Annotated in this window: 13 protein-coding genes; 8 read left to right on the top strand and 5 right to left on the bottom strand. The window is 67.9% G+C overall.

The features are described 5' to 3' along the window. The first annotated feature begins 24 nt into the window (after nt 1-24). Nucleotides 25-3,210, top strand: coding sequence for an efflux RND transporter permease subunit (locus D7X99_RS31995; protein WP_121781065.1), 3,186 nt, complete (start codon nt 25-27; stop codon nt 3,208-3,210). Nucleotides 3,211-3,282: 72 nt separating this feature from the next. Continuing rightward, on the top strand, nt 3,283-5,220 hold the full coding sequence (locus D7X99_RS31990; protein WP_171805246.1) for a 4-alpha-glucanotransferase: 1,938 nt from the start codon (nt 3,283-3,285) through the stop codon (nt 5,218-5,220). A gap of 55 nt (nt 5,221-5,275) precedes the next feature. Here the strand turns inward: D7X99_RS31990 and D7X99_RS31985 are convergent, their stop codons facing one another. After that, nucleotides 5,276-6,391: a putative glycolipid-binding domain-containing protein gene (locus D7X99_RS31985; protein WP_121781064.1), complete on the bottom strand. Its 1,116-nt coding sequence runs from the start codon at nt 6,389-6,391 to the stop codon at nt 5,276-5,278. Nucleotides 6,392-6,439: 48 nt separating this feature from the next. On the opposite strand from D7X99_RS31985, the gene D7X99_RS31980 reads away from it, so the two are divergent. Both D7X99_RS31980 and D7X99_RS31975 read left to right on the top strand, forming a co-directional pair. Then, nucleotides 6,440-7,315: an AraC family transcriptional regulator gene (locus D7X99_RS31980; protein WP_158627101.1), complete on the top strand. Its 876-nt coding sequence runs from the start codon at nt 6,440-6,442 to the stop codon at nt 7,313-7,315. 125 nt (nt 7,316-7,440) lie between these two features. Then, nucleotides 7,441-7,848, top strand: a complete 408-nt coding sequence (locus D7X99_RS31975) for a hypothetical protein (protein ID WP_121781063.1) — start codon at nt 7,441-7,443, stop codon at nt 7,846-7,848. Nucleotides 7,849-7,864: 16 nt separating this feature from the next. Here D7X99_RS31975 and D7X99_RS31970 read toward each other — a convergent pair whose 3' ends face one another. After that, entirely contained in the window at nt 7,865-8,548 is a 684-nt protein-coding gene (locus D7X99_RS31970; protein WP_233613878.1) for a hypothetical protein, read from the bottom strand. A 162-nt stretch (nt 8,549-8,710) separates the two neighbouring features. Here D7X99_RS31970 and D7X99_RS31965 point away from each other — a divergent pair, with 162 nt between their 5' ends. From D7X99_RS31965 to D7X99_RS31950, 4 genes are all read left to right on the top strand, one after another. Next, nucleotides 8,711-10,006: a pyridoxal phosphate-dependent aminotransferase gene (locus tag D7X99_RS31965; protein ID WP_121781061.1), complete on the top strand. Its 1,296-nt coding sequence runs from the start codon at nt 8,711-8,713 to the stop codon at nt 10,004-10,006. A 68-nt stretch (nt 10,007-10,074) separates the two neighbouring features. Continuing rightward, on the top strand, nt 10,075-11,361 hold the full coding sequence (locus tag D7X99_RS31960) for an NTP/NDP exchange transporter (RefSeq protein WP_121781060.1): 1,287 nt from the start codon (nt 10,075-10,077) through the stop codon (nt 11,359-11,361). Further along, on the top strand, nt 11,358-12,524 hold the full coding sequence (locus D7X99_RS31955; protein WP_121781059.1) for an NAD-dependent epimerase/dehydratase family protein: 1,167 nt from the start codon (nt 11,358-11,360) through the stop codon (nt 12,522-12,524). The genes D7X99_RS31960 and D7X99_RS31955 overlap by 4 nt, the downstream gene beginning before the upstream one ends. A gap of 154 nt (nt 12,525-12,678) precedes the next feature. Then, nucleotides 12,679-14,013, top strand: a complete 1,335-nt coding sequence (locus D7X99_RS31950; RefSeq protein ID WP_121781058.1) for an NAD(P)/FAD-dependent oxidoreductase — start codon at nt 12,679-12,681, stop codon at nt 14,011-14,013. Between the two features lie 66 nt (nt 14,014-14,079). Here the strand turns inward: D7X99_RS31950 and D7X99_RS31945 are convergent, their stop codons facing one another. The 3 genes from D7X99_RS31945 to D7X99_RS31935 all read right to left on the bottom strand — a co-directional run bounded on the left by D7X99_RS31945 (nt 14,080) and on the right by D7X99_RS31935 (nt 16,995). Beyond that, nucleotides 14,080-14,802 (bottom strand): Eco29kI family restriction endonuclease, encoded by a 723-nt coding sequence (locus tag D7X99_RS31945; protein ID WP_121781057.1) that lies wholly within the window; start codon nt 14,800-14,802, stop codon nt 14,080-14,082. A gap of 385 nt (nt 14,803-15,187) precedes the next feature. Further along, nucleotides 15,188-16,357: a DNA cytosine methyltransferase gene (locus D7X99_RS31940; protein WP_121781056.1), complete on the bottom strand. Its 1,170-nt coding sequence runs from the start codon at nt 16,355-16,357 to the stop codon at nt 15,188-15,190. A 161-nt stretch (nt 16,358-16,518) separates the two neighbouring features. Continuing rightward, complete coding sequence (locus D7X99_RS31935; RefSeq protein ID WP_121781055.1) at nt 16,519-16,995, bottom strand: very short patch repair endonuclease; 477 nt, start codon at nt 16,993-16,995, stop codon at nt 16,519-16,521. Between the last annotated feature and the right edge of the window lie 371 nt (nt 16,996-17,366).

Below are 17,366 nucleotides of genomic sequence, written 5' to 3'. Positions count from 1 at the left end.
CTTGAAGCACCGCAGGAGTCGTCCGTGTTCATCTCCGACTTCGCCATCAAGCGCCCCATCGTCACCATCACGGCGATGGTGGCGCTCGTCGTGTTCGGCATCGTCGCGCTCATCAACCTGGAGACGGACGAGTTCCCGGACGTTCAGCAGCCGGTCATCAACGTCACCATCGCGTACCCAGGGGCCTCACCCGACACGGTGGAGCGCGAGATTGTCGAGCCCATCGAGGACGCCATCTTCGCCATCTCCGGCGTGGACGGGAAGAAGACCACGTCCAGCTCCACGGACAGCCTGGCGAACTTCACGGTCTTCTTCGACTTCGAGAAGGACATCCAGGAGGCGTCCCAGGACATCCGCGACGCCATCTCCAGCAAGCGCGCGGACCTGCCGCAGGAGATGGAGGAGCCCATCCTCACGCGCTTCGACCCGGCGGACCAACCCATCGTGTCGCTGGTGCTGACGTCGGACGCGCTGGACGTGCCCGCGCTGTCGCTCATCGCGGATCCGCTGGTGGTGGGGGATTTGCGCTCGGTGCCCGGCGTGGCGCAGGCCACGGTGGTGGGCGGCGTGGACCGGGAGATGACGGTGCAGGTGCGGCCCGCGGCGCTCCAGGCGGCGGGCCTGTCGGTGGCGCAGGTGGTGGCGGCGCTCCAGGCGCAGAACCTGGCGGCGCCGGTGGGCCGGCTCAACACCGAATTGCAGGAGCGCACCATCCGGCTCAAGGGCCGCCTGGAGACGCCGGAGGACTTCGCGCAGGTGCCCATCGCGGAGCGCAACGGGCGCACGCTGCGGCTGGGCGAAGTGGCGGACGTGTTCGCCGGCACCGAGGAGCCGCGCACCCTGTCGCTCTACAACGGCGCGCAGGCGGTGGGCATCGAGGTCATCAAGTCCAAGGGCCACAGCACCACGGAGGTCGCGGACGGCGTGCGCGAGCGGGTGAAGACGCTCCAGCAGCGGCTGCCCGCCAACGCGAAGCTGGAAATCGTCCGCGACGCGGGCACGCGCGTGGAGAACTCCGTCGTCAACGTGCAGCAGGCGCTGATTGAAGGCGCGCTGCTCACGGTGCTGGTGGTGTTCCTGTTCCTCAACTCATGGCGCTCCACGGTGATTACGGGCCTGGCGCTGCCCGTGTCCGTGCTGGCGTCGTTCGTGAGCGTGTGGGCGTTCGGCTTCACGCTCAACACGATGTCGCTGTTGGGCCTGACGCTGGCCATCGGCATCCTCATCGACGACGCCATCGTGGTGCGCGAGAACATCGTGCGGCACGTGGAGATGGGGAAGGACCACTACACGGCGTCGCGCGAGGGCACGAACGAGATTGGCCTCGCGGTGGCGGCGACGACGTTCTCCATCGTGGCGGTGTTCGTCCCGGTGGCGTTCATGTACGGCGTGGCGGGACAGTGGTTCAAACCGTTCGCGCTCACCATCGCGTGCTCGGTGCTGGTGTCGCTGTTCGTGAGCTTCTCGCTGGACCCCATGCTCAGCGCGTACTGGCCGGACCCGCAGGTGGAGAAGGGCGAGCGGCGCAACTTCATCTCGCGCGGGCTGGAGCGCTTCAACCACTGGTTCGACCGGCAGGCGGACCGCTACAAGAGCGTCATCGCGTGGGCGCTGGACCACCGGCTCGCGATGGTGCTCTTGGCGGTGGGCTCGCTGGTGGGCGCGGTGGCGCTGCAAGGCGTCTTCGGCGGCGCGGGCTTCGTGCCGGTGAGCGACCGCGCGGAGATTGAGATGCTGGTGGAGACGCCCGCGGGCTCCAGCCTGGACTACACGCGGCGCAAGGTGGAGGAGGTGTCCCGCCTCACGCGCCAGCACCCGGAGGTCGCGTACACGTACACGACCATCGGCGTGCCGCTGCCCCTACGCTCTCCGGGTGTGGATCAGGCGCTGGTGTACGTGCGGCTCAAGCCGAAGACGGAGCGCAAGGCGAGCCAGGAGGTGCTGGGCAAGGCGCTGCGCAAGGAATTGCTCTCGGTGGGCGGCGCGAACGTGTCGGTGTTCACCAGCGGCTTTGGCGGGGCCATCAAGTCCATCCAGCTGGAGCTGCGCGGGCCGGAGTCCAAGGGGCTCAACCAGCTGGCGCAGCAGGTAATGAAGGAGGTGAAGCAGGTGCCGGGCGCGGTGGACGTGGGGCTGTCCACTCGCGGCGAGAAGCCGGAGCTGGAGGTGGAGCTGAACCGAGGTGTCGCGGGCCAGCTCAACGTGACGGTGGGCCAGGTGGCGCAGTCACTGCGGCCGGCCTTCGCGGGCCTGGACTCCGGCGACTGGGTGGACCCCATTGGTGAGACGCGCGACGTGATGGTGCGCCTGGCGCCCCAGTTCCGGGAGAACCCGTCGCAGCTGTCGCAGCTGCCGCTGGTGGTGGGCACCAGCGCCACGGGCGCGCCGGTGGTGGTGCCGCTGGGACAGGTGGCGTCGGTGAAGCAGACCGTGGGTCCGGCGCAGATCGACCACCTCAACCGCGAGAAGGTCATCAACGTGCAGGCGAACGTGGCGGGGCGGTCGCTGTCGGAGGTGATGAACGGCATCCAGACGCGGCTCAAGGCGGTGAAGGTGCCGCCGGGCTACGAGGTGTCCACGGGCGGCGAGTCCGCGGATCAACAGGAGGTGTTCGGCCGGGTGTTCCTGGCGCTGGGCGTGGCGGTGATGTTGATGTACCTCATCCTCGTCATCCAGTTCGGCTCGTTCATCGATCCACTGGCCATCCTGGTGTCGCTGCCGCTGTCATTGATTGGCGTGGTGCTGGCGCTGGTGGTGACGGGGGACACGCTGAACATCATGAGCCTCATCGGCGTCATCCTGCTGATGGGCATCGTCGCGAAGAACGCCATCCTGCTCATCGACTTCGCCAAGTGGCAGCACGAGAAGGGCATGCCGTTGCGCGAGGCGCTGATTGAAGCGGGGCGCATCCGCTTGCGGCCCATCATCATGACCACCTTCGCGCTCATCGCGGGCATGGTGCCGGTGGCGCTGGGGCACGGCGAGGGTGGCGACTTCCGGGCGCCGCTGGGTCGCGCGGTGATTGGCGGTGTCATCACGTCCACGCTGCTCACGCTGCTGGTGATCCCGACGGTGTATGAAATCCTGACGGATGGCCGCGCGTGGATGACCGGCAAGCTGCGCCGGGTGTTCAAGGCGCGCGGTCAGGCCCACGGGCCGGCGCATGGCGGCGGCGAGCCCCGGCCCCAGCCGCAGGCCCGGCAGGAGTGACGCGAAGAAGATGCTCGCGTCACCCTCAAGGAACGGTTGGCGCATCGGGCGGAGGGCCATAGGGTCGGGAGTGTGGAGCTCCTGTCCCCGCTGCCCGATTCGCACCGCTCGCTCGTCACCGAAGCCCTGGAGGCACTGGGCGTCACTCGCTGGGTCCTGAGCATCCATGACCCCAGCTTCCCCGGCCTCCCCGGAGAGGACCTGGGGCGCGGCTCTCCGTACTCCGAGGGCGCCGCGCGCTTCCTCGCCTTCGCGCGGGACCTGGGCTTCACCGGCATCCAGTTGGGACCGCAGGGGCAGACCACCGCGTACAACCCGTCCCCGTATGACGGCACTCTGTTCTCGCGCAACACGCTGAACGTGGCGCTCGCGCCGCTCACGGATCCGCATGGGCCCTGGGGCGCGCTGCTGTCGCCTGACACCCTGGCCCGGCTCGTCTCCGAAGTACCCGAGGACGTGGGTCCGGAGGCCCGGTACTCCTCCGCGTGCCGGGGCCAGGCTCTGGCGCTCCAGGAGGCGTGGGACACCTTCCGGCGCACCCGGGAGCCAGGGCTGGTTCGTCGCTTCGCGGACTTCCGCCGGGAGCAGCGGGAGTGGCTGGAGCGGGATGCGCTCTTCGACGTGCTCGCCGCTCGGCATCACACGCCGGATGACTGGCGCGGTTGGGCGGATTCGTTGGATGGACGCCTGTTCGCGCCGCGTGCTGGCGAAGAGGCGCAGGCGGAGGCTCGCATCCGGGAGTTGCTCACCGTCGAAGCCGATGCGGTGGAGCAGTACGCGTTCCGTCAGTTCCTCGTGTACGAGCAGCATGGGCTGCTGCGGGTGCGTGCGGGGGCTTGGGGGCTCAAGCTGTACGGGGACCTCCAGATTGGTTTCTCGCCTCGGGACACGTGGGCGCGGCAGGGGCTGTTCCTCGGCGCGTACCTCATGGGGGCTCCGCCCAGCCGCACCAACCCGGAGGGCCAGCCGTGGAACTACCCGGTGCTGGACCCGGAGCAGTACGTCGCTCCGGACGGTTCGGGTCCCGGGCCGGTGCTGCGCTACATGGACGCGCGGCTGGGCAAGATGCTCTCCGAGTACGACGGGCTGCGCATCGACCATCCGCACGGGCTCGTGTGCCCATGGGTGTACCGCGCGGGCTCGGCGGAGCCGCTGCGCGCGGTGCAGGGTGGGGCGCGGCTGTTCTCCTCACCCGACCTGCCGGACCACCCGGCGCTGGCGCGGTACTCCATCGTGGCTTCGGCGCAGCTGGACCGCTCGGTGCCGCGTTACGCGGATGGGTGGGTGAAGGGGCTCACGGAGGAACAGGTGGCTCGGTACGCCATCCTCTTCGACTCCGTGGTGCGCACGGCGCGGGCGCATGGCCGGGCCCGCGAGGACGTGCTGTGCGAGGTGCTGAGCACGCTGCCGTATGAGCTGTCTCGGGTGATGGCCCGCGATGGCCTGGGCCGCTTCCGCGTCACGCAGAAGGCGGACTTGAACAACCCGGCGGATGTGTACCGCAGCGAGAACGTGGCCACCGAGGACTGGGTGATGGTGGGCAATCACGACACGAAGTCACTCTGGCGGCTCGTCTCCGAATGGCAATGGAAGCACGCGCTGCGCGCCCAGGCGGACTACCTCGCGGAGCGTCTGCATCCCGAGGCGGAGGGGCGTGAGGCCTTCGCGCGTCAGCTGGCGCAGGACCCGGGGCTGCTCGCGCAGGCGAAGTTCGCGGACCTGTTCGCCAGCCGCGCGCGCAGCGTGATGGTGTTCTTCGCGGACCTGCTGGGCATGCCGGACACATACAACGCGCCGGGCTCCGTGGACGCGCGCAACTGGTCGCTGCGCATTCCGACGGATTGGGCCGAGCACTACCAGCAGCGCCTGCGCGTGGGCGCTGCGCTCAACCTGCCGCAGGTGCTCGCCATGGCGCTGCGCGCGGGCGGATCCGAGGCCCGAGCCCGTCACTCGGAGTTGCTGACCCGGCTGGACGCCGCCGCGGCCCGACTGCGAAGCGGCGTGCGGTGAGTCGCACTTCGCGGGGGCGCGCGGCACGAACCTGTCCGACAGTCGGACAGGCTTTTCAGGTGATGCGCCGCATGTCGAAGCGTGACTGGAGCTTCCACTGACCGTCGGCTTCCTGGACCTCCCCGAGCCAGGTGAAGCGGTCCGCGCCGATGTCGGAGAAGCTCCAGCGGATGGGCTTCCCGTGGTGCTCGCCCAGCAGGACGAGCCTGTCTTCATCCCGTCCCCCGTCCAGCCGGTTGATGGCGCCACCCGTGGGACTGATCCAGGTGATCTTCCACTTGCCTCCGGCCCGGTCGAACGTGCGCACCGTGGTTCCGTAGCGCTTGTTCGCTCCGGGGCCTGACTGCGCGGGGGCGTGCCGCGACGGCACGATGAGCACGTCCTGCAGGGCCCGTCCCTCCAACACCCAGTGGAACCACCACTCGCCCTGGCTCTGGCGGATGCTCCCGTCCGGGTCATGGTCCTGGATGGTCCCGGCCCAGCCTCCCGCCAACCAGCCGAAGGTGGTCGCCGCGTCGCCCAGCTCGCTCGCAGGGCCTGGGCTCACCAGTGCCTCCACGAACGCCTGCGCCGGGGACACAGGGGCGGCGGGCCCTTCCGCGAGCCTGCGCCAGATGCCTGCGTACTCGATGGGCAGCCCGTCCGTGTCCACGTCCAGCATGGCGTTGAAGCCGCTCTCCAGACTCTCGTAGCGGTAGCGCGTGGGGCCCGCGCGTGTGTAGCCCTGCCGCGCGGGCACGACCTCCAGCGAGGGAAACCGCACCCACGCCGCGCGGATCTCCGCGCTGGCGCCTTCGCCCAGTCGCAGCCGGTTGATGGGCAGCGCATTGGTGGATGGGCTCAAGCCCAGGTCCACGTCCGTGCAGCCCTTCAGCTCCTCCGCGACCCGGCCGTCCATCCGCCAGTGGCCCTCTCCGTCATGCTCCAACGTGAGCGTCCGGTGCTCGCCGCGCCACGATTGCGTCACGCTCACCCGGCGCGTGCGCCACGCACTATCACAGACGACCGAATACTCCACCCTCAGCGGTGCACCCTGCTCCGCGACGAGAATCAAGCCGGAGAGCTCCGTGCCCTCCTGCCCGCGCCTCACGCGTGCATGCTCGAATCCCAGTTCATCCATCACGCGCCGCCAGATGAGCTCCCGCGTGACTGCCGTTGCCTCCGTCGCCATGATTCGGTCACCCCGTTGGATATGCGGGGCAGGATGGAAGGACGGAGCTTGGCCGACTTGGGGAAAGTGGACCTGACCACGGTGCGCCGGCTGGCCTCCGGGGACGGATGGCGCGTGAGCGAAATCCTCTGCCGCTCCGGTCCCAGGGACCCTGTCTTCGAGGAACAGCACACCTGGGTGTCCGTCTCCGCCGTCCTGTCGGGGAGCTTCACCTACCGCTCCCGGAACGGACGCGTGCTGCTGACGCCCGGCTCGCTGCTGCTCGGAGAACAGCACACGTCCTTCTGCTGCGGTCACGAGCACGGCGTGGGTGACCGCTGCATCGCCTTCCACTTCAAACCCGAGCTCATGGAAGAGGTGGCCAGGGACCTGTCGGGGGTGACGCGCACGGACTTTCCCAAGCACCGGCTGCCTCCCCTCCAACGGCTCGCACCGCTCATCGCGGACGTCCAGGCGCTGGCCGAGCAGCCGGGCTCGCGCGGAGCGGAGGAGCTGGCGCTGCGGATGGCGGGCGCGGCGCTGAGCGGCATCCACGAAGGGACAGCCCGGCCCATCACCGCCACCGAGGAGCGCCGCATGGCGGACGCGCTCCGGCTGATGGAGGCCCGGCTCGTGGAGCCCCTCTCCCTGGGCGTGCTCGCGCAAGAGCTGGGCATGGGCCGCCACCCCTTCCTGCGCACCTTCCGCAAGGTGGTGGGAGAGAGCCCTTACAGCTACATCCTCGGCCGTCGCCTGACACTCGCCGCTGAACGCTTGCGGACGGACCGTGAGCGCATCGCGGACGTCGCCTTCGCGTGTGGCTTTGGCGACCTGTCTGAATTTATCCGCCGATTCCGTACTCGCTTCGGCGTCACGCCTTCCTCCTACCGCGCCCGTGCTCGACCCGGGTCAGCAAGGACAGACGTCGCGCACGACCCGACTTGAGCGGTCGCTGTCACCCTCAGGCGGCTTCACTTCACACAGCGCGGGACTCCGCACTCTCCTTGGAAATCCTCGTTCTCGATGCTATCGGGGCTGCGCAATTCTTCATCGTGTGAGGCAGGGACCGCGTGGCGAATCATCGTGAGTGGGAGTTCGGGGCGCATCGCGCGTACTTCGAGGCGCCGGACCTGTTGGTGATGAAGTTCAACGGGCCCTCGAAGCTGGAGGACTCGAAGAAGGTGCTGGAAATCTGTCAGGAGGTTTCGAAGAACGGACCGGTGTTCGTCATCTCCGACGTGTCCACCTCCAGCATCGAGAAGGACTCGCGCGAGCTGCTGGTGGCGCAGGCGAAGGCCGAGTGGTTCCGTGGCCACGTCTACCTGGGCACGGGCCCGCTCCAGCGCGCGGGCGCGAAGGCGCTGATGCTCGCCCTGTACTTCACCGGCAAGTGGACGGTGGACGTGGACTTCGCCGAATCGGAGAAGGACGCGCGCGACCTCATCGCGAAGAAGCGCGCCCAGCCTCCCAAGAAGTAGCCGACTCCCTTGCGCCTCAGTGCTGGACGTCCAGCACGAGGCGCGTGGGGTCCTTCAGCTCCAGCACGCGGAACGGGGCGCGGCGCGCGGTGCCCAGCACCCACGTCACCTCGCCCTCGAAGTCGCACACGCGCTCCAGCCCCAGCAGGGTCGGCAGCGCGGGCTTGAGCGTGCGCTGCGCCACCGTGGCCTGCCCCTGGTCGTCGTGCGCCCGCGCCAGCGTGAAGCGCACCTCCAACGCGGCCTCTCCCGGCGTCTTCACGTCATCGCCGGAGCCGCACTGCTGCACCGGCGTCTTCACGTACCCCAGCTGGTAGCCCGGCAGGCGCGGCCCGTCGAACTCGAACACCGTGCGGTCGTAGTCCGCGTGCGTCCCCGTGCGCACCGAGCGCAGCGTGATGGACGGGGGCTCGCCGCGCGGCTTCTGGACCGTCGCCGTCGTCCACGCCGCGTCCGCCGCGCTCCCGGAGTCCGGCGCTGCCTCCGCCGTGGACGCCGGCCTGCCCGCGTCTTCCTTCACGTCCAGCACCTGGTGCACCACCGGGGCGGTGGCGGCCGGGCCCTCGCGCGGCAGGGTGTTGGCGGGCGGATTCGCGGCCGGTACGTCCATGGGGACGGCCTGGGGCTCCTGCTTCTGGCAGCCCTGGCCCAGCAGTCCCACCGCCACTCCCAGCACGTACATTCCCTGTCGCAGGCGCATCCGGTTCCTCCCGTCAAACCCCGTCAGCCGGGGACTTCCCGAGTCCTCGCACACCGCGTGCCCCAGGACCATGGAAGATGCGCCTTCCCAGCGCCGTTGCGTATAGGTTCCGCCCGGCCGCGTCCCCCCGGCCCCCCTTCGTGCACTGGAGAGATCCGCACCATGGCCATTGACCTGACCTCCCTCCCGCGTCCCTCTCGCGATGACACCACCGTGAGCACCATGGTGCGTGGGCTCGTGGGCAGTGAAATCCTCCGCATCGCCGCGGAGATTCGCGAGCTCGTGGCCAAGGGCAGCAAGGTGTGCAACCTCACCGTGGGGGACTTCAACCCGAAGGAGTTCCCCGTCCCGGACGGCCTGCGCGACCAGATTGGCGCCGCGCTCCAGGGCGGTGAGACGAACTACCCGCCGTCCGACGGCGTGCTGGAGCTGCGCCAGGCCGTGCAGCGCTTCTACGAGCGCTCCCTGGGGCTGAAGTACCCGCTGGAGGGCATCGTCATCGCGGGCGGCGCGCGGCCCGTCATCTACGCCATCTTCCGCGCGGTGCTCGACCCGGGGGACGTCGTCGTCTACCCGGTGCCGTCGTGGAACAACAACCACTACGCCCACATGCTGGGCGCGAAGAGCGTGGTGGTGACCACGGAGGCATCGGCGGGCTTCATGCCCACGCTGGCGCAGCTGGAGCCGCACCTGTCGTCCGCGCGCCTGCTCTGCCTGTGCAGCCCGCTCAACCCCACCGGCACCATGCTGGACCCGGAGGCCCTGCGCGCCATCTGCCAGCGCATCGTCGAGGAGAACCGCGCGCGTGAGGGCCGCGGCCAGAAGCCTCTCATCCTGATGTACGACCACATCTACTGGGTGCTGACCTTCGGCAAGAAGCACGTCACGCCCGTGGAGCTGGTGCCGGAGATGGCGCCGTACACCGTGTTCGTGGACGGCATCAGCAAGGCCTTCGCCGCCACCGGCGTGCGCGTGGGCTGGGGCGTGGGCGCGCCCACCATCATCTCCCGCATGCGCGACGTGCTGGGCCACGTGGGCGCCTGGGCCCCCAAGGCCGAACAGGTCGCCACCGCGCGCTACCTGGACGATGTCCCCGCCACCGAGTCCTTCCTGACGACGATGCGCCAGCGCGTCGACCAGCGCCTGGAGGCCCTCTACAAGGGCTTCCAGCGCATGAAGGACGCGGGCCTGCCGGTGGACGCCATCGCGCCGCAGGGCGCCATCTACCTCACCGTGCGCTTCGACGTGGTGGGCAAGGACGGCCTCGCCACCAACGACGCCATCCGCAAGCGCCTGCTGGAGAAGGCCCGCTTCGCCGTGGTGCCCTTCCAGGCGTTCGGCCTTCAGGAGGACACCGGCTGGTTCCGCCTCTCCGTGGGCGCCACCTCCGTCGCCGAAATCGAGGAGGCGATGCCTCGCGTGGAGGCCACCGTGCGTGAAATCCTCACGGCCCGGTAGCCACTTTCCTCCACAGGCTGGCAGACAGGGAATAGCCTGCCAGCCGTGGCGTTGAGGGCGCCGCCATCATGCTCAAGCGCTTCGTGGACGTCCGTGACGAGGAGGTAGGCGCGGTCCTCGGGGCGTTCGTCTACTTCTTCACGCTGATGTGCGGCTACGCCATCCTGCGGCCCATCCGCAACGAGATGGGCACCGCCGGGGACGTGAAGCACCTGCCCTGGCTCTTCACCGTCACCTTCGTCGTGATGCTGCTGGCGGTGCCGGCCTTCTCCGCGCTGGTGGCGCGCTACCCCCGGCGGGTGGTGGTGCCGCGCGTCTACCGCTTCTTCCTCTTGAACCTGCTGGTCTTCTTCGCGCTGCTCAAGTGGGGCGTGGCGAAGGAGTCCGTGGCGCGCGCCTTCTACGTCTGGCTGAGCGTCTACAACCTGTTCGTCGTCTCCATCTTCTGGAGCTTCATGGCGGACGTGTTCGCCAGCGACCAGGGCAAGCGGCTCTTCGGCTTCATCGCCGCGGGTGGCACCACGGGGATGATTGTCGGTCCGTTCCTGGTGGGCAGGCTTGCTGAGCCGGTGGGGCCGGTGAACCTCATCCTCGTGTCCGCGGTGATGCTGGAGGTGAGCGCGCAGTGCGTGCGCCGCCTGGGCCACTGGGCGAGGGACGTGCAGCACCAGCCCGCCACGCGCGAGGGGCCGGTGGGCGGCGGGATGCTCGCGGGGCTGCGGCTTCTGGTGACGTCGCCGTTCCTGCTCGCGCTGGGGATGCAGGTGCTGCTGTACGCGGCGACCTCCACGTTCCTGTACTACCAGGAGGTGCAGTTGGTCGCGTCCCTGGCGAAGGACGCCGCGTCGCGCACGGCGGCGTTCGCGGACATCGACTTCTGGGTGCAGGTGCTGACGCTGGCCATCCAGACGCTCGTCACCGGGCGGGTCATCTCGCGTCTGGGATTGGGCGTGGCCATGGCGGTGGCGCCGGTGCTCACGCTGGTGGGCTTTGGGGTGCTCGCGTTCGCGCCGGTGCTGACGGTGCTCATCGCCGTGAAGTCGCTGCGGGGCGCGAGCCATTACGCGCTGGAGCGTCCGTCGCGCGAAATCCTGTTCACCACGGTGGACCGCGAGGCCCGCTACAAGTCCAAGAGCTTCATCGACACGGTGGTGTACCGCGGCAGTGACACGCTGAGCGCGTGGCTGCAGGGTGGGCTCACCGCGTTGGGGCTGGGCATGACGGGCCTGTCGCTGGCGGCCGTGCCCGTGGCCGCGCTGTGGCTCGCGGTAGCCCTGTACCTGGCGCGCCAGCAACGCACGCGCGCCGCTGAAACCATCCCGCAGACGACCCTTCCTGGAGGAACCACGGCATGAAGCTGACCCGAAGAGGCGTGATTCAAGCAGCGGCCGCGCTGGGCGCGGTCCAGGTGTTGGGCTGTGCGTCGTCCCCCAAGGCGGGCCCAGGCTCGGCGACTGATGACAAGGACACCACCCCGGGCAAGCCCCTGAACATCCTCATCCTGGGCGGCACCCGGTTCCTGGGCCCCGCGCTGGTGCAGGTGGCGCAGGCGCGCGGCCACACGCTCACGCTCTTCAACCGCGGCAAGTCCAACCCGGGCCTCTTCCCGGACGTGGAGAAGCTCCAGGGCGACCGCGACCCCGACAAGGGCGAGGGCCTGAAGGCGCTGGCGGGCCGCAAGTGGGACGCGGTCATCGACACGTCCGGCTACGTGCCGCGCATCGTGAAGGCGTCCGCGGAGCTGCTCGCGCCCAACGTGGAGCAGTACGTCTTCATCTCCAGCATCTCCGTCTACAAGGAGATGACGAAGAGCAACCTCAACGAGTCCGACGCAGTGGGCACCATCCCCGACGAGACCACGGAGGAGGTGGGCGAGACGAGCTACGGCCCGCTCAAGGCGCTCTGCGAGAAGGCCGCGGAGACGGCGCTGCCCGGCCGCACGCTCAACATCCGCCCGGGCCTCATCGTGGGTCCGGATGACGGCTCCGACCGCTTCACCTACTGGCCGCTGCGCGTGGCGAAGGGCGGCGAGGTGCTGGCCCCCGGCGACGGCGAGGACCCTGTGCAGGTCATCGACGCACGCGACCTGGCCGCGTTCATCATCCGGAACGTGGAGCGCCGCAGCATGGGCATCTTCAACGTCACCGGCCCGGTCCAGCCCATGAAGATGAAGGGCATGCTGGAGACCTTGCGCGAGGCGACCGGGAGCGACGCGCGCTTCACCTGGGTGGACAGCGCGTTCCTGGATCAGCAGAAGGTGACGGCCTTCGGGGACATGCCCGCGTGGGTGCCGCGCACCGGGCCGGAGGGCGGCATCGGCGCGGTGAGCATCACCAAGGCCACGCAGGCAGGGCTCGTCACCCGGTCGCTCGCGGACACCGTGCGTGACACGCTGACCTGGTTCCACGCGCTGCCGCCGGACCGCCAGGAGAAGCTGCGCGCGGGTCTGTCCGCCGAGCGTGAGAAGGAAGTGCTCGCCGCCTGGCACCAGACGAAGGGCACCGCCAAGGCGGGCTAAGCCACGGCGGATGGATTCTGGGAGCCTGGCCGTGGAGCGGCCGGGCATCCGTTCCCGAGCCGCCGGGCAGCCAAGGGACAGCGGATGCTGGCCGGGCGCGTCATGCGTCCGCACCTTGTCCGCCATGGAACGCGTTCGGGACAGCAGGCATCACGTGGTCATCGTGGGAGCGGGCTTCGGCGGGCTTCAGGCCGCGAAGGCCCTGGGCAAGGCTCGCAACGTGCGGGTGACGGTGGTGGACCGCTACAACCACCACCTCTTCCAGCCGCTGCTGTACCAGGTGGCGACGGCGGTGCTGAACCCGTCGGACATCTCCGCTCCCATCCGCACCGTGCTGCATTCGCGCAACACGGAGGTGCTGCTCGCGGACGCGAAGTCGGTGGACACGCACCGCAAGGTGCTCGCCGTGGAGGGCGGGGAGATTCCCTACGACTCGCTGGTGCTGGCCACGGGCGCGTCTCACTCGTACTTCAAGCACCCGGAGTGGGCGGAGGTTGCGCCCGGCCTGAAGACGCTGGAGGACGCGGTGCGCATCCGTGAGCGCGTGCTGTCGGCCTTCGAGGCCGCGGAGCGCGAGTCCGACCCCGTGCGCCAGCGTCAGTGGATGACCTTCGTCATCATCGGTGCGGGGCCCACGGGCGTGGAGCTGGCAGGAGCGCTCTCGTACATGACGCGGCATGCGATGCCGAAGGACTTCCGGCGCATCGACACGCGCGAGGCGCGGGTGGTGCTGCTGGAGGGGCTGCCGCGCGTGCTGAACACCTATCCGGAGTCGCTGTCGGAGCGGGCGAAGCGCGACCTGGAGGCGCTGCACGTCGAGGTGCGCACCGGGGCCATGGTGACGGACATCGACGCGGAGGGCGTGACGTTCGGGGATGAGCGCATCGCCACGCGCACGGTGCTGTGGGGGGCGGGCGTGGCGGCGTCGCCGCTGGTGCGCTCGCTGGAGGTGCCGCTGGACCGCGCGGGGCGGGTGCAGGTGACGCCGCTGCTCACGGCGCCGGGCTTGAGTGACGTGTATGTGATTGGCGACGTGGCGGCGGTGGAGCAGCACGGCAAGCCGGTGCCGGGCATCGCGCCGGCGGCGATGCAGATGGGGCGGCACGTGGCGAAGACCATCCGCTGCCGCCTGGCGAACAAGCCGCTGCGCGCGTTCCGCTACCACGACAAGGGCAGCTTCGCGGTGATTGGCCGCGGCTACGCGGTGGGGTTGCTCTTCGACAAGTGGCGCATGTCGGGGTTTCCCGCGTGGTGCGTCTGGGCGGGCGTGCACATCGCCTACCTCATCGGCTTCCGCAACCGCGCCTCCGTGATGCTGAACTGGGGCTACACCTTCTTCACCAAGGGCGGCCGGGACATGCGGCTCATCACCGGCAACGTGCTGAAGCGCATGCCCGCCCTGGCGGTGTCCCTCCAGGCGCCCGCCGTGTCTCCTGCGCCTCCCGCGCGTCCGGAGCTCCCGGCGTCGCGGCCCGCGCCGGTGCACTGAGATGGGATTGAGCTGAGATCGTCGAAAGCCTGGGGTGGGTCCTCAGGGTGTTCACGCCGCCAGCCTTCATTCCTGGTCTTGCAGCGGGTTGGTGGCCGGCGCATCGTCAGTGCGCGTGGGCGGTTCCTGAATGAACTCGCTTAGGAACTGGCTCATGATTTGTTGTTGGTTCATGAGCGGGGCGTTTGCTTCCAAATGCTTACTTAGGTGCTGCAGGATCTCATTCTCGCTCTTCTTGTCTAATAACTTATCGGAGAGCGCCCAAAGCCTGCCTGGATGCATCGTGTCCCAAGGTGAGCGCCTGTTCGCACGCGTCTTTGCCGAGTCGCCATGCTTACTGATCCCCCAGCATATTTTGAGTTCATCGTTCCATGCAGGCTTGAAAATAGTGATGAGGTATCTCTCGGCGGCCATCTGCGCATTGCTTGCGACGACCAGTCGGCGGTACTCGAAATCACTAATCCGCAGTGGATTCGGAAGCGATTTCGTCTCGGCGTATTTCTCCACGGTTCGAATGGACTTTCGATGGTCCCTCAACCTGTCGGAGAGACGAGTCCCTTGCTCGCGCGGAGTATCCGCTTCACTGGACTGCGGATCCGCTTTACCAACATAGATAGGTGTTTCTGTTCGACTGATGGCTAGGTAGGCAGGATGACTGCCTGTGTAATAGATCGCATAGACGCCTGATCCATAGGCACGAGCAACGTCAGCGAGTGGGTACCTGGGCTGTGCGAGAAGCGCGAGGGCGACCAGTCGACCCGCAGTCGACGGGAGCGCCGGGTCGAACATTCGAACGGGCTCTTTGATGGGATCTAGAGCGTTGACCCGAGCGGTGAACTCGCTGAGAGGTGTGATCAACTTCCCTCTTAAGCGAGTCCTGTCAGGCTCCAAGAGAGATGCAGAGAGTGAATCGAACTGCGCACGGAGTTGCTGGAGGCCATCGTGAAGAATGACCTCGGGCTTCGCTTTGGTGGACTTTTTGGCTCGTGCGCTCACAGAGCCATCTCAACCTGTCTCCGCCGCGAGTCTAGAAAGTTCTTCCCCAGCTGGGCTGCAGGTCAGGGCATTTGCCCTGTTGGGAGAGAACCTCGGGTCCAGTGTTTAGGGTAGGGCTCTTGGGCCGCAACTCCTGATGCTCTGCATCCGGTTCGTATGGTGGAGTGGGTTGTCCTTCTTAGTGCCCATCGCCGCCTTTAAGCTTCGCCGCCACGCTCCTGGCTACGACCGAGGCGAGTTCCACTGGGACTGCGTTGCCCAACTGCCGCATCGCTTCCGACCAGGACCCCTCGAAAAGCCAAGTGTCGGGGAAGGTCTGGATGCGCGCGGCCTCCCGAACCGTGAGGTACCGGACCGAACCATCCGGATACGCAATCATGTTCTCGCCGCCAGGCACTCCGTGGACGCCTGCCTTCAACGTCTTCGATGGCAGATCGATAGGACTGCCCGTGTGCCCAGGATAGACCCTTGCGCCCGGGTTGAGGCGGTGGTTGCTGAAGTCCTTCGCGTCGCGACCCACTATGGGGTCGGGAAGGCCCGCGATGGCATCGCGTACCGTGAGCCATGGCTTTGTCTTGAAGGGTCCATCCTGCGCCAGGTCACTCAGCTTCACTCCCAATCTGACCGGCTCGTTTTTCGGCGCGCGTAGCCGATGGCGCTTCCAGTATTCCTTGGTGATGTACTGGTCCCACTTCAGTGCATCCATGCTGTGTGTCGGTTCCGGAAAGTGCCACTCCAGTTCCGTGTCGGCACGGAAGCCTACAACGAAGACGCGTTCGCGAGTCTGAGGAATCCCGTAGTCGGCGGCGTTCAGCAACTCGGAGACCACGTTGTACTTCAACTCCGGTTTGCGACCCTTCGTCCGCACCTCTTCCAAGCGGTTGCGATGGTCGGTCCACTCCTCGTCGCGCTTCTTGGTGACGGTCGGGTACTCCAACTGGAGCTTGATGTACTCGAAGTAGTTGCTGAAGCTCTGCCGCAACAGCCCCTTCACGTTCTCCAGGATGAACGCGCGTGGCTGCAACTCGCGGACGGCGCGGACGAACTCAGGGAACATGTTCCGGCTGTCGTCCTGGGCGCGGTGCTTACCGCCAAGGCTGAAGGGCTGGCACGGAGGGCCACCCGCGACGAGGTCCACGTCTCCGAAGAGGTCGAAGGGCATCATCCGTACGTCGGTCTGATGCACCCGCCAGCCGCTGATGCCGGGCAGGGCGTTCAACTTCGCGTTGCGTCGCAGAGTGTCGCACGCATCGTCGTTCCACTCCATCAGACCACGATGGTGGAAGCCCGCCAGGTGCGTTCCCAATGCCAGGCCACCCGCGCCCGTGAACAGTTCAATCGAGTCCATGCGTGGGTCCATACAAGGTCGGGCTGACGAAGAAGCCCGCGATGCATGAGGCGTGGTACCGCGGAACCCCAGGTCACGCCATTAACTAGTGTGTGGAGCGCACTAGTTAGTGCACCCGTGTTCACGACGTGATCCAGTTCGCGCGGTGCTACAGCTTGGGCTCACGGACCAGCCGCAGGAGCTTCGTCGCGATCCGGGGGAAGGTGCTTCATGGCGGACTGGGACGGCCCCAGGAAATCCATGATCCGTTCGGTCAGCTGCTCTGGCGCGCGGGTCAGCTCACACTCCCAGATTTCAATGACCGACCATCCCAGGGCCTCAAGCTGCGCGCGCTTCGCCAGATCGCGTTCCCGGTTCGCTTCCAGCTTGGGGAGCCAGAAGTCGAGGCGGGACTTGGGAAGTCGCGCGAGGGGACAGGTGGGATCAGGATGCCGGTGCCAGAAGCAACCGTGTACGAAGATGGCCTTGCGCCGACCAGGAAACGCGAGATCGGGCTTCCCTGGCACCTTGCCGTAGTGAAGTCGGTAGCGGTGTCCTAACGCGGTGACGAGACGGCGGACAACGAGTTCAGGCTTCGTGTTTCGCCCCTTCACTCGCGACATGCGCTCGCTGCGCTCCTGAGGGGTCAGCGTATCCATGCCTTCTCCCAAGCCGTCGTCGAGGTGGGCCCCGCCACTGCGTCCGCCAGGAGCCCGGGGCCGCATGGGGCCACCGTTCCCATTCCGTCGAACGTACGTCTCGCGGTCCAAGGCGACAATCGACCCCTATGAGTCCCTCACCGCGCCGGGCCACCCGTCGGAGAACCTCACTCACGACGCTTTCCTTCGCTCGGCACCCTGGAGGAGGAGCGAGGGGCTGAGTGATCGCGACAAGTAGGAGAGGCGTGGGCTCCGGGCCCCCTGGTGGGGGAGCGGGCGTGACGGAGCGGGACAGGGGGGCCCTGGCCATGTCAGCCTGCCGCGATAGGGATGGGTAGGGACGCGCACGGTGGGGGGCCCGACCCCGCGGG

It is taken from the genome of Corallococcus sp. AB032C, from assembly GCF_003668935.1.
Taxonomy (GTDB): domain Bacteria; phylum Myxococcota; class Myxococcia; order Myxococcales; family Myxococcaceae; genus Corallococcus; species Corallococcus exiguus.
This window is presented reverse-complemented; position numbering and strand designations above follow the sequence as displayed.